Source organism: Schaalia sp. lx-100 (assembly GCF_021083625.1).
In the GTDB taxonomy this organism is placed as follows: Bacteria; Actinomycetota; Actinomycetes; order Actinomycetales; family Actinomycetaceae; genus Pauljensenia.
Map to the genome: position 1 here is coordinate 71,352 of NZ_JAJNRP010000006.1, position 13,358 is coordinate 84,709.

Consider the following 13,358-nt stretch of genomic DNA (forward strand, 5'->3'; position numbering starts at 1 on the left):
AGATGACGCTTCTAGGATGACGGTGTCTTTATCCGAATTTATGCGTTGCTCAGTGGGTTCTTTCCTGACCAGCCCGTATAGTTCACAAGAAAGACGAAAAGAGTAGGACGGCAAGATATGTGCGGAATCGGTGGCTATTACGGTCATGACCCTCGGTTAAAGCAGGACATTCTTGAATTAATGAATGCATGTCAGTGTCATCGTGGGCCAGACGGTCAAGGTGTATTCACTGATGAAGGTGTGGGACTTTCTCACCGTCGCCTAGCGATTTTGGCACGTGAAAGTGGCGCTCAGCCAATGACAAGTGCTGATGGTCGTTACACCATCATCTACAACGGTGAATGCTACAACTACTTACCGTTGAGAGCAGAACTTGAAGCCGTAGGCGTGCATATGCGAACGGACTCTGACACGGAGGTAGTCCTCGAAGGCTTTGCCGCGTACGGGTCGGCTTTTTTTGATCGTATGGATGGCATGTGGGGTGTGGCAATTTGGGATAGCGTTGATCGTGTCCTCACATTGTCGCGTGACCATTTTGGTATTAAGCCGCTGTACATCGCAGATTTGTCACAGCAAATGGACGCGCCATCTACGCAGGGTCCAAATATTGTCTTTGCTTCTGAACTGAAAACAATTCTTGCAACCGGTTTGGTTGCACGTCGCGCTGATGACCGTACAGTGTACCGCTACTTAGCTTTCCGTATTCATGAAGATAATCCGCGCACATTCTTCCGTGGAATTACGCGTCTCATGCCAGGTGAAATGGTGACGGTAAGTGAAGACGGTATTGAGTACTCGTCATACACTTCCCTGAAAGAGGAATTACGCGCTGCTGCTCAGATTAATCGTCCTTTAGATGCGGAGGCTGTGCGCGAGTATCAAGAACGCCTCGTAGAATCTGTCCGTGAACGCTTGCAATCTGAAGTTCCTGTGGGCACCTCATTATCGGGTGGTTTAGATTCGACAACAGTTGCCCTCATCATTAATCAAATGCTTTCACAAGGCGCTGATCGTTCTACTTCGGCTGTGGGTGCGCGTCAGAATACTTTCTCTGCTGTTTTCCCGGGTTCGCTCAATGATGAGGAACGCTATGTGGATGATGCTTTGGCTGCATGTGAAGGGCATGTGCAGGCACATAAGATTTACCCAAGCGCGGACCAGTTCAAAAATGACATGGTTGATTTTGTGCGCACGCAGGAAGAACCCACTATTTCAACGGGTCCTTATGCGCAATATGTAGTGATGCGTGAGGCCGCGAAATCTGTCACGGTACTTTTGGATGGTCAGGGTGCTGATGAAATGATGGCCGGTTATATTCCGTATTATTTCGTCTATTTCCGACAGTTACGCGCGCAGGGTCGTCATGCGGCTTTAGCGGCGGAAGTGGCGCGTAGCGCTGATGTTCTGGCGCGTCTGGGGCGTTTTACTGCGATGGATAAGGTGCGTCGCCGCAGGCCGGTTCATGCGCATACGTTATTTAATCAAGATTTTGCACAGCGTTATGCGGATGAGCGTATGGATGTGGTGCGCGATAACTTAAAAGAGCGCCTGATTCAGGATCTTTTCCATAATTCTTTGCCTTCGCTGCTGCGCTATGAGGACCGTAATACTATGCGTTTCTCTTTGGAAGGGCGGGTGCCTTTCCTTGACAAGGACACGGTGAAGTTCCTCTTTTCTCTTTCTGATGAGGCGATTATTACCTCCGGTTGGAATAAGAACGTACTGCGTCGAGCGGTAGCAGGTTTGGTGCCGGATTCTATTCGCTTGCGTCGTAATAAGATTGGTTTTACTACTCCTGAAGATGAATGGTTCCGTCGTATCAAGGGTGAAATTTTTGATATTTTGTCCTCGCGTTCCTTTGGGCAGCGTCCGTGGTTCAATCAAGCGGAAGTTTTGAAAACTTTTGATGATTTTATTAATGGGCGTAATGATGCTTCGACTATGCTGTTCTGGCGTTTAGTTAATGTGGAATTGTGGGCGCGTATCTATTTGGATAGTGACGATTTAGGCGCTGACTTAGATGCGGGTCATGATGCGCGTGATTTGTCTGAGCATGGCAAGTTTTTGCCGCCGGATGCGCATACTCCTTTGGAAGCAAATGAAGGCAAGCAGTTGGATATTGTGTTGCCTGATGGCACAGTATCGCGTCGTTATCCATTGCAGACAGAAAAGTTTTCTGCGGACAGTGATATGGACACGGAAATTACGCGCTATGTGACGGATTTTTTCAAGGATTTGGAATCTTTGGGTGATGAGGATGATCGTGTAGCTACGCAGGGGCGCCGATGGAATCTCACTGTTTCAGAAAAAATCATTGCGATTATGCAGGGACGTTCGTGGTTTGTTTGGGAAGTGAAACCTTCGTTTGCTGCGAAACAGTTGTCAAAGTGTGTGACGCGCACGCCGGCTGGTATTGGTTTAGGTGATCCAGTGACGATGCAGCTTGCAATTGATGAGGCTGGTTTGGGCCGTATTTTGTATGCTGCGGCTGGCAGTGTTGTAGGTAAGCTTCGTGGTAAAAAGGGTGTTTTCTACGATTTAGCAGGCGCGAATGTGCGTGCTATTGATGGTCCTACGGAGTATTCGGTGTATCCGTCGAATGTGTCGGCGAAGTTGCCGCCGAAAGATCCTGATGCAGTGGCACAGCATTTAACTGCGATTATTCGTGAGGCGGTCCCTGAATCTTTCCGTGATACTTTCGATGGGGTTGTCGTGATGGATGCGAATGATATTGGTCGTAATGTTTTAGGTTTACATGCGGGTTTGTCAGCTGAGCATTATGAGCTGCAATTTGCTGATAATCCGTTGGGTCAGGGCAGTCAGCAAACTCCAATGGCTGTGGTTTTTGATCGTGATGAGATGTAATAGCTGAGTTGTGTCCTTATTGCTGTGCTCTATAAGGGGTGGTGACGGCTAGGGGCGCGCTATGTGTGCGAGTGTCACGGTGAGGCTGTGTTCTTGCCGTGGCATTCGTGTATGTGGTGGCCTATCGCTGCGTGTCATTGTGTAGCATTGAGGTATTTTTTCAGGTTTCGTTGTGTCTGGAATGTGTCGTGGGTTTCGTATGTTGATACGGCGGGCGAAAATCATGAATTAATTAAATATTTATTTAATAATTATTCATGATTATGGTGTGAATGTATCTGTGGAGGTTTGATGAAAAATCGCCTTTATTTAACTATATTTACTACACTTCTTCTGTTATAGTGAATAACACTAATTATCAGCTAAATAGAGCGAATAGCGCGAAGATTTATCGGAGCGTTCAGGAATGGTGTAATAGTAATTCATTAACCTGCTCGGTGGGAACGATGATAGCTGGAAGCGTTCTTTCATCAATTTTTTCATAGGTGATAATGATGCGTCGTGTAACTTACATGGTGAGTATGGGTTCTTACATGATTTTTCAGGTGTTTTTCGCAATAGTTTCTGATTGGGCGCTACTTAACCGCTTACTGCTGAGCTTGTTGCTGGCTTTGCTCCTTATGCGTATCCTGCGACCATTTATTTATCGATGGTATGCAAATAGGGGACTTGTAGAAGGTGAACATCGTTAAGGAGTCACCTGCTTGTTATGTGTGCGAGTGTCACGGTGAGACTATGTTCTTGCCGTGACATTCGTGTATGTGGGTGTCGGTTGCGATAGGTGAATGTTCTTTTGTGGAAAAGAATTCCGCTATCCACAGCCTATATTTTCGTCATGCAAAAGAAAGTTGAGCGTACTAGACTCAACTTTATGAAGATGTGGTGAAAATACAAAATCACCACCCACATGCAGGCAGAAATCGAATATGACCCATAAAAACCTTCATCATTCCTCTTTCTGACTGCTCAGATAACAGAACTGGGGGAAAGATGACTGACACATTCACAACAAAAGTAGGGCAAGCTATCGCCTCAGCCCTCCAGAGTGCTCAAAGCGCAGGAAATCCAGAAGTCACAGCAACGCATATACTTCACGCACTTATGGAACAGCATGATGGGATCGCGCTCTCCCTGCTGGATGCAATCGGAGCGGACCGGCAGCACATAAGCGCGCAAGTACGACAAGAGCTAGCCAACCTCCCCTCGCAGATAGGAAACACTACTCAGCCTCGTACCCACACTGATGTCGCACACATCATTGCTGATGCACAAAAAAGAGCAAAAGATGGCGGCGATCAGTACGTATCAACCGAACACCTGCTTATCGCTCTGACAGCCAGCACAAGCGAAGCCGGTCAGATTCTTACTCGTAATGGCGTAACGGTCAGTGCCCTCGAAAATGCATTACGCAATTTACGTCCACTGCCAGTGAGTTCCCCAAATCCGGAAGGAACATATGAAGCCCTGAGTAAATACGGCCGTGACCTCACTGAAATGGCGCGTGAAGGAAAACTAGACCCCGTTATTGGGCGTGATACGCAGATACGACGTGTCATTCAAGTACTATCACGACGTACAAAAAATAATCCCGTCCTTATCGGTGAACCTGGTGTCGGTAAAACAGCCGTTGTTGAAGGACTTGCGCAACGCATTGTTGCAGGTGACATTCCGCAGTCCCTGCGTGAGAAACGACTGATAGCCCTCGACTTGGCATCTATGGTTGCAGGGGCTAAATATCGCGGCGAATTCGAGGAACGACTCAAAGCAGTCCTCGCAGAAATCGAACAATCCAACGGTGAAGTCATTACTTTCATTGACGAACTACACACTGTGGTTGGTGCAGGCGGTGGAGCAGAAGGTGCCATGGATGCCAGTAATATGCTCAAACCCATGCTGGCGCGCGGTGAACTGCGCATGGTGGGCGCAACAACGCTCGATGAGTACAGAGAAAATATCGAAAAAGACCCTGCTTTAGAACGACGTTTCCAACAAGTATTTGTCGATGAACCATCCGTTGAGGACACGATTGCTATTTTGCGTGGAATCGCGCCGAAATACGAAGCGCACCATAAAGTGACAATTTCTGATGGTGCGCTTGTGGCGGCTGCTCAGTTGTCACACCGCTACATTACAGGCAGGCAGTTACCTGATAAAGCAATTGACCTTATTGATGAGGCAGCTTCACGCCTACGTATGGAACTTGATTCCAGCCCCGTTGAAATTGATGAACGTCGCCGCAGCGTTGATCGTCTGCGGATGGAAGAATCATATCTGACGCAATCTGACCCAGATGGGAAAGACAACGCCACACAAGAACGCTTAATGAAACTGCGTGCTGACCTTGCTAATGAACAAGAAGAACTCGCTGCCCTTACTGCCCGATGGGAAACTGAAAAGGCTGGACATAACCGTGTAGGTGACTTACGTGTGCAGCTTGATGAACTGCGTACAGCCCTTGACCTTGCGATTCGTGAAAACCGTTGGGACGAGGCAGGCCGCCTACAAAATGGTGAGATTCCCGCAGTGGAGCGTCAAATCGCTCAAGCGCAAGAACATGAAGCGCATACAACGAATATGCGAACAACAGATGCAACAGAACCAATGATTGCTGAAAAAGTTGGTCCCACCGAAATTGCTGAAGTTGTTCAAGCGTGGACAGGTATTCCGACAGGGAAACTATTGCAAACAGAAACAGAACGATTGCTCCATATGGAAAAAGTAATCGCTCAACGGCTGATAGGACAAGAAAAAGCCGTTGCCGCAGTGTCACATGCGGTGAGGCGTTCACGTGCCGGTATCGCAGATCCTGACCGTCCAACAGGATCATTCTTATTCCTTGGGCCAACAGGTGTCGGTAAAACAGAGCTGGCAAAATCGCTCGCAGAATTCCTCTTTGACGATGAAGGTGCAATGGTTCGTATCGACATGAGTGAATATTCAGAGAAACACTCTGTGTCGCGTCTGGTCGGTGCCCCTCCGGGATATGTAGGCTACGAACAAGGTGGGCAGCTCACTGAAGCTGTGCGTCGTCGCCCGTACTGTGTAGTCCTTCTTGACGAGGTAGAGAAAGCTGACCCGGAAGTTTACGATATCTTGCTTCAAGTCCTTGATGATGGGCGTTTAACGGACGGTCAAGGGCGTACCGTTGATTTCCGTAATGTTGTACTCATCTTGACCTCGAATCTGGGTTCGCAATACTTAGCAGACCCCGTACTAGGTGAAGAAGAAAAACGCGAACAAACAATGGCTATCGTTCGCCACTCATTCAAACCGGAATTTGTGAATAGGCTGGATGAGATTGTTTTCTTTGACCCATTATCACTTCAAGAAATCAACAGCATCGTTGATCTGATGGTCGCTGATCTAGGTAAACGTTTATCTGATCGTAGGATTACCCTACACGTGGATGACGCGGCGAAAGCATATGTGTCCTCACGTGGTTATGACCCGGCGTATGGAGCACGACCGTTGAAGCGTTTTATTCAGCGCGAAATCGGTGACCCATTAGCGCGTCTGCTACTGGCAAATAAAGTCACAGAAGGCGATACCATCGTGGTGACACGTGCTGAGGACTCTCAGGCATTATCACTGGAAGTACGACAGTGAAATCCTGAGCGTGCCTCTGGTTGCTCTCCTCATTATTTCCGCTTGCGTTCCCCATTGTTTTTCTGACAAAAACAACATAAAGGAAATAAGCGTGCGGAAACCTGAAACAGTTCTGATCGCCTCCTATAACACCTGCGGCCCTCCTGAATCAGTTCGGCAAGCTTCAAGAATGGGGCTTGAGGTTCCTGTGAGAAAACTAGGGAGCGATACTACAGATCTTTCCAAGAGCATGTTCATAGGGTGGTTCTGATGTATGCGGAACCGCCCTATGTGCGCCATGATGTACATATGCAATCTGTTGACCTGCTTCCTGCCCACCTGATTCCACCTTTCGACCACACGTGGGCACTGGTACGCCAAGGGCAGGTAGTCGCACAAGCAGGCAACGTGAACCACGTCTACCCCTTGGCTTCGGTGACAAAACTGATTGCAACATGGGCCTGCCTGATCGCAGTTGACCGAGGAATGTGTCATCTGGACGATGAAGTAGGACCTCAAGGCGCAACTATGCGGCATCTGCTTTCACATGCCTCAGGCTTGCCTTTCGATTCCACTACTGCACAATTAGAGCCGCTTAAACGTCGCATATATTCCAATGCTGGAATTGAAAAAGCATGTGAACATGTGGAAGCCTGCGCAGGAGTGGACACCTCACGCTGGATTGACCTGAATATTTTTGATCCGCTAGGTATGAGCCAATCACGTGTTGATGGCAGCCCCGCACATTCAGGGATGTCAAATATTACAGATCTGACACTTTTCGCATGCGAATTAGGGGACTCACAGCTGTTGAGCACAGATCTATTCCGTGAAGCAACAAGCATCCAGTTCCCTGAACTTGCAGGGATTGTTCCCGGATATGGCCGCCACACGCCATGCCCGTGGGGACTGGGCGTAGAAATACGAGGCCAGAAAACCCCCCACTGGATGCCGCTGAATGCCAGCGAAAACTCATACGGTCATTTCGGTGTATCAGGTTCCTTTATGTGGATCGACCCTGACCATCAGGTGGCAGCTGTTTTCCTAGGGGCAGAGCCTTTCGGAGCATGGCATAAAGAGCACTGGTCACAGATGAACACAGTGCTCCTGTCCTATGCCAGCGCCCTGTAGGTGGATGAACTTCCCGTCACCATATGAAAGATCAAGACAAGCCCAGCCCCTTATACGCGCCTGAAAACCTTTGACACACTCCTTTTACAAGGAGATATCAACAATGACAGGAACATGATCGGACGCGCCTTTTCCTTTGCGTTCATCACGATCAATCTGTGCGCCCGTTACTTTCTTGGTAAGAGCAGGAGAAGCATATACGAAGTCAATACGCATCCCCTCATTTCGTGGGAAACGTAGTTTTTGATAGTCCCAGTACGTGTAATTATCTGCACGCCCACGAGTCACTTCAACCCAACCATCCTCAGTAAAAGCTTGAAATGCTGCGCGTTCTGCAGGGGAAACATGAGTTGCTCCCGCAAAAACTGACATATCCCATACGTCCTCATCGTAAGGCGCTACATTCCAGTCTCCAACCAGCGCAATATGAGCATCAGGTTGCGAATGTAACCATAATTGCCCTTGTCGTTTAAGCTCAGCCAACCACTGCAATTTGTACTCATAATGCGGGTGCGTCAATTCACGGCCATTCGGAACATACAAGCTCCATATGGTGAAAAGTTTTTCCTGACCTGCGTGTTCTGTCTGTCCTGCGATATTTACTGTCACCCCAAGGGCGCGTGCTTCTACACAGGGAGGTTCGCCAAAAGTTGGCTGATGCGGGAAAGAAGTCTCCACATTCATAATGGGCAAACGTGAAAGCACCGCTACGCCATTCCACTGATTCAGGCCGTGGGCAACGACAGAGTAACCTGCTTCTTCAAAAGGCTGGGTGGGGAACTGATCGGGACGGCATTTAATTTCTTGTATGGCAAGGATATCGGTGTGTGAACGTTCTAGAAAAGTGAGGACACGATCTACTCGGGTGCGAATGGAGTTCACATTCCACGTTGCTATTCTCATGCCTTCAGCCTAACCTCTGCTTCTGTTAGGCGGCACCTGAGTGTGGGGGTTGTCGCACTGCCGAGTCGAGATAAAAGGCTGTTCCCTGACGCTGTGTGTCACGTTATGCGGGCGTGAACTCTGTGCCCGCATATTCAAAGCGCGTATTCACACGAGTCTGCCTATCCTAAAAGTATGGGAACAGCACTTGTAACCGGAGCTACTTCTGGATTAGGTGAAGAATTCTGTTGGCAATTAGCGCGTGCGGGACATGATGTGATCCTTGTGGCGCGACGTGAAAATCTTTTACACGACCTTGCGCTCAAACTGCATGAACATGCAGGTGTGCGCACACAAGTGATAGTTGCAGACCTTACTGACCCAAAGGACCTTGCACGTGTGGCCCAACGCCTTACTTTGACGGAGCGCTCGCATGATATTAACTATCAGCCTGTGGATTTACTGGTAAATAATGCGGGCCACGGTTTAGGGCGCGCATTTGTCAGTAATGATCTTGAATGTGAAACGCGGGCTTTAGATCTGATGGTTCATGCGGTCATGGTGTTGTCGTACCACGCGACGCGGCAAATGATTCAGCGCGGACATGGGGCAATTGTGAATGTGTCGTCTGTTGCCTCAGAGACGGGTGCGGGAACTTACAGTGCTCATAAGGCTTGGGTGAAAGCTTTCACTGAAGGTTTAAGTATGGAATTATCTGGAACAGGCGTGAGTGCGACATGCGTTATGCCTGGACCGACACGTACCGCTTTCTTTGAGAATGCAGGTGTGGCAGTACATGATTTGCCTTCATGGGCGTGGTCCCATCCGCAAAGCGTGGTTTCGCAGACATTAGCGGCAGTGCGTCGTGGTCGTGTTTTGGTAACGCCTGACCCATTAAATAAGGTCCTGATGGGAGCTATGCGTTTGGCTCCGCGTTGGGTGACCCGGGCAGTTGTGAAGAATATTCCGCATATGTGAGCAGGTTAAAGCTGGAGTGTGCTTGGCCTAAAAGTGCGGGGATTACACGTTTTCGTCGGCGCGCGCCCGGAACGAAGATCAGTTCAAGCCAAGAACGAGGGGATTGCACACTCGCTTTACATGTCCGACTGATGTGCTTGCACAGTTCTCATATCTGAGGGGATAGAAAGTGACTTTCCTTCGCCCCACATGGTGTTACCGTTATATGTTTCCCCGCACTTATGTGTCCCCCCGCATCCTTAGATGAAAATTCATCACCTGACAGGATGAGGGGACTAGCAGGGCAGCTAATGACTGAGGTAGGCCCACGTCAGGGCAGCCAATGGCTGAGGTAGGCCCACGTCAGGCCAGACCGATATCTTCCAAACTGAGAGCGTAAAAGTAAGGGAAACCTTCGGCTTCAATTTTTTCCTGTGCACCTGTGGAACGATCAACGATAACAGCAACAGCGACAACTTCAGCTCCGGCTTCACGCAGAGCATGTGCAGCTTCTAAAGGTGAGCCACCGGTCGTGGAAGTGTCTTCAAGGACAATGACTTTGCGTCCGGCCACATCGGGTCCTTCAATGCGGCGTTTCATGCCGTGGTCTTTTGCCGCTTTACGCACAACGAAAGCGTCAAGGTCAAGGCCACGTGATGAAGCAGCGTGCAGCATAGCGGCAGCAACAGGATCAGCGCCCATAGTTAAACCGCCGACAGCGACATAGTCCTCACCGGGAGCAAAGCCAGATTCTTCCAGCAAATCAAGCATGACGTGACCAATGAGCGGCGCTGCTTCGTGATGCAAGGTAGCGCGTCGCATATCGACATAGAAATCTGACTCTCGGCCAGAGGCAAGGGTAACTTTCTCATGGATTACTGCCAGAGTTTTCACCAATTCGGCAAGACGGGCTTTGTGAGAGTCATGTGTCATACCTACCAGCATAGTCTAGGTTCTTGCTGGGCTGAGTGGGGAGCATCGCATGTGGATAATCCGATAAGTCACAGGGATACATTGCCGCCCTCGGTCTGTACGGATAACTCACAGGGCCGCTCCGTAACCTCATATGAAAAGGTGCTTCCTATGATGAGAAGCACCTGTGAACGGGCGAGTGAAGCGCGATTAGTGTGCGGCCTCGACCAGTTCAATTAATTCGCCGATACCTTCATGAATACCGAAAGGACGGAAAGGGAAGTTTTCGATTTGATCGAGTGAAGTCGATCCGGATAACACAAGGTGTGTACGTAAACCAGCTTCGACACCTGCTTGAATATCAGTGTCCATACGGTCACCGACCATTGCAGCATTTTCTGAGTGGACACCGATTTTGTTTAGACCCGCCCGAATCATCACGGGATTGGGCTTGCCAATAAAATAGGGGCGTTTTCCTGTAGCTGATTGAACCATGGCGGCGATTGAACCTGTTGCTGGCAGCGTTCCTTCATCTGAAGGCCCCGTCACGTCAGGGTTTGTTGCGATAAATTTTGCTCCGCCTTCAATAAGGCGGATTGCGCGGGTCAGGGCATTGAAATCGTAGGTACGTGTTTCACCGAGGACCACGTATTCAGGATCTTGGTCGGTCATAACGTAGCCGGCTCCGTGAAGCGCTGTTGTCAGACCGGCCTCGCCAATAACGAAAGCGGTAGATTCGGGGGATTGCTGCGAAAGGAAAGAGGCCGTGGCATTTGCTGAAGTCCAGATACGTTCTTCGGGTACGTGTAAACCTGAGCGTTCTAAACGGGCTGATAAATCACGGTTAGTGAAAATTGAATTATTTGTCAGGACAAGGAAAGGCACGTTGTTTTCTTCAAGTGCGTTCAGGAATTGCTGCGCTCCTGGTAATGCTCGGTTTTCTTTGACGAGTACGCCATCCATGTCGGAAAGCCACGCGGTGACTGGTGGAAGTTCATGTAATGCAATAGGTGTTTCATGTGTTTGCGTCATATCTCCAATGTAGTCGTTCTGTTGCAGGAAATTCTCTTTATGCGCCTTCCTTATCCTATTGACGTGCCGTGTGTTGTGTGGCAATTGTGTGTGCGAGGGGAAAGGCTAAAGTAAAGACGTGAATGAAAATGATGGGCGCGTTGGTGAATCTGTGAGTGATGTGGGTCCTTTGCCGCAGGATGTGCCAGCAGGTGTAGGACCGTGGCAAGGGGATTTTCCTGAGGGAGATCACTGGGATCACGACTTATTGCAGTATGGGGATCATCGTAATGTTGAGGATCGTTACCGTTACTGGCGTATGGAGGCGATTCGTGAGGATATTGCGCGACGTAGTGTGCCTTTTGAAGTGGCGATTGAAAATTTAGAGCATGACTTTAATATTGGTTCGATTGTGAGAACCGCGAATGCGTTAGGCGTGAGTAGGGTTCATATTGTTGGTCGTCGTCGCTGGAATCGGCGTGGAGCTATGGTGACGGATCGCTACTTGAGGGTGGACCATATGGAGGACGCTCAGGCTTTAGCTGATGATTGTGCGGCGCGCGGTGTGGCTTTGGTGGGTATTGATAATGTGCCCGGTTCTGTTCCTTTGCGTGCGGCTGATATGCCTAACCCTGTGTGTATGGTTTTCGGCGGTGAATCGGATGGTTTAAGTGAACGCATGATTGAATTGTGTTCGCGTGTTTTTTATATTCCGCAGAGGGGTTCGACACGTTCAATGAATGTTGGACATGCGGCGGCGATTGCGATGTGGGCGTGGGTGGATGCGCACACTTGTGCAGAAGAATAGGGTCCGGATGATGAGTGCAGCTGGGGTCGGTGTGTTGTGCTGAAAAACCGCTGATCTGTGGGCTTTGTGTTTTCGTTGTGGTGTGTTGCAGTTAATGATCGGGACTTCTTACCTCGTCCTTTGCGTGTAAATGTGGGACAATGAGTACTGACAGTATGTTGTGTCGATTAGGAGGCAATTGTGCCCATCGCAACCCCCGAAACCTATGCTGAGATGCTTGACCGCGCCAAAGCTGGCAAGTTCGCATACCCCGCCATTAACATCACGTCTTCTCAGACGGTGACCGCTGCTATTCAGGGCTTCGCTGAAGCAGGTTCGGATGGCATTATTCAGGTTTCTGTTGGTGGCGCTGAATACGCATCAGGTTCCACCATTAAGAATCGTGTGACTGGTTCTCTGGCTCTTGCAGCTTATGCTCGCGAGGTCGCGAAGAACTATGACGTGACCATTGCTTTGCATACAGATCACTGCGCAAAGCAGAATATTGATTCATGGCTGCGTCCTTTGCTGCTGCTGTCTGCTGAGGAAGTAAAGGCAGGCCGTTTACCGATCTTCCAGTCGCATATGTGGGATGGTTCTGCTGTTCCGCTTGATGAGAACTTGGAAATTGCAAAGGAAATGCTGGCTCTGTCCCGTGCAGCTAACACCATTCTTGAAGTTGAGATCGGTGTTGTTGGCGGCGAAGAAGATGGTGTTGTCGGCGAAATTAATGAGAAGCTCTACACCACCACCGAAGATGCTTTGAAGACCGTTGAGGCTTTGGGTCTTGGTGAAAATGGCCGCTATTTGACCGCTTTGACTTTCGGTAACGTTCATGGCGTGTACAAGCCAGGTCATGTGAAGCTGCGTCCTGAAATTCTTGGCACCATTCAGGAAGAAGTTGCGGCGAAGGTTGGTTGGCACAATGATCGCCCATTCGATCTGGTGATGCATGGTGGTTCCGGTTCAACTGCTGAGGAGATTGCTTTGGCTGTTGCTAACGGTGTCATCAAGATGAATGTGGATACGGATACTCAGTACGCATTTACTCGTCCTGTTGTTGAGCACATGCTACGTAACTACGATGGCGTGCTCAAAGTGGATGGTGAGGTCGGCAATAAGAAGATGTACGACCCACGTTCATGGGGCAAGTCCGCTGAAGCTGGTATGGCTGCTCGCGTGGTCGAAGCGTGTGAACGTTTGGGCTCCACCGGCACCAAGATGTGAT

The 13,358-nt window shown here is 49.4% G+C and carries 10 protein-coding genes; 7 read left to right on the top strand and 3 right to left on the bottom strand.

Annotated features, from left to right (window positions below):
- The first annotated feature begins 117 nt into the window (after positions 1-117).
- The 4 genes from asnB (at position 118) to LRP54_RS05480 (ending at position 7,581) form a co-directional block, all read left to right on the top strand.
- Positions 118-2,865 carry an asparagine synthase (glutamine-hydrolyzing) gene (asnB, locus tag LRP54_RS05465; RefSeq protein ID WP_231235292.1) on the top strand — a complete coding sequence of 916 codons (2,748 nt, stop codon included), beginning with the start codon at positions 118-120 and terminating at the stop codon, positions 2,863-2,865.
- A 494-nt stretch (positions 2,866-3,359) separates the two neighbouring features.
- Positions 3,360-3,557, top strand: coding sequence for a hypothetical protein (locus LRP54_RS05470; RefSeq protein ID WP_231205607.1), 198 nt, complete (start codon positions 3,360-3,362; stop codon positions 3,555-3,557).
- A 298-nt stretch (positions 3,558-3,855) separates the two neighbouring features.
- Entirely contained in the window at positions 3,856-6,471 is a 2,616-nt protein-coding gene (locus LRP54_RS05475) for an ATP-dependent Clp protease ATP-binding subunit (protein WP_231235293.1), read from the top strand.
- A 249-nt stretch (positions 6,472-6,720) separates the two neighbouring features.
- Positions 6,721-7,581 carry a serine hydrolase domain-containing protein gene (locus LRP54_RS05480; RefSeq protein ID WP_231205605.1) on the top strand — a complete coding sequence of 287 codons (861 nt, stop codon included), beginning with the start codon at positions 6,721-6,723 and terminating at the stop codon, positions 7,579-7,581.
- Positions 7,582-7,665: 84 nt separating this feature from the next.
- Here LRP54_RS05480 and LRP54_RS05485 read toward each other — a convergent pair whose 3' ends face one another.
- Positions 7,666-8,484 carry an exodeoxyribonuclease III gene (locus tag LRP54_RS05485; RefSeq protein WP_231235294.1) on the bottom strand — a complete coding sequence of 273 codons (819 nt, stop codon included), beginning with the start codon at positions 8,482-8,484 and terminating at the stop codon, positions 7,666-7,668.
- Positions 8,485-8,658: 174 nt separating this feature from the next.
- Here LRP54_RS05485 and LRP54_RS05490 point away from each other — a divergent pair, with 174 nt between their 5' ends.
- Complete coding sequence (locus tag LRP54_RS05490; RefSeq protein WP_231205603.1) at positions 8,659-9,441, top strand: SDR family NAD(P)-dependent oxidoreductase; 783 nt, start codon at positions 8,659-8,661, stop codon at positions 9,439-9,441.
- 342 nt (positions 9,442-9,783) lie between these two features.
- On the opposite strand, the gene pyrE is transcribed toward LRP54_RS05490, so the two are convergent.
- Both pyrE and LRP54_RS05500 read right to left on the bottom strand, forming a co-directional pair.
- Positions 9,784-10,353 carry an orotate phosphoribosyltransferase gene (pyrE, locus tag LRP54_RS05495; protein WP_231205602.1) on the bottom strand — a complete coding sequence of 190 codons (570 nt, stop codon included), beginning with the start codon at positions 10,351-10,353 and terminating at the stop codon, positions 9,784-9,786.
- Positions 10,354-10,542: 189 nt separating this feature from the next.
- Positions 10,543-11,364, bottom strand: coding sequence for an HAD-IIA family hydrolase (locus LRP54_RS05500; protein WP_231235295.1), 822 nt, complete (start codon positions 11,362-11,364; stop codon positions 10,543-10,545).
- 118 nt (positions 11,365-11,482) lie between these two features.
- Here LRP54_RS05500 and LRP54_RS05505 point away from each other — a divergent pair, with 118 nt between their 5' ends.
- Together LRP54_RS05505 and fbaA are read left to right on the top strand one after the other, a co-directional pair.
- Positions 11,483-12,151: a TrmH family RNA methyltransferase gene (locus LRP54_RS05505; RefSeq protein WP_442984617.1), complete on the top strand. Its 669-nt coding sequence runs from the start codon at positions 11,483-11,485 to the stop codon at positions 12,149-12,151.
- Between the two features lie 180 nt (positions 12,152-12,331).
- The gene (fbaA, locus tag LRP54_RS05510) at positions 12,332-13,357 is read left to right on the top strand and encodes a class II fructose-bisphosphate aldolase (protein ID WP_231205600.1); all 1,026 of its coding nucleotides are present in this window, start codon (positions 12,332-12,334) and stop codon (positions 13,355-13,357) included.
- Position 13,358: the final 1 nt, after the last annotated feature.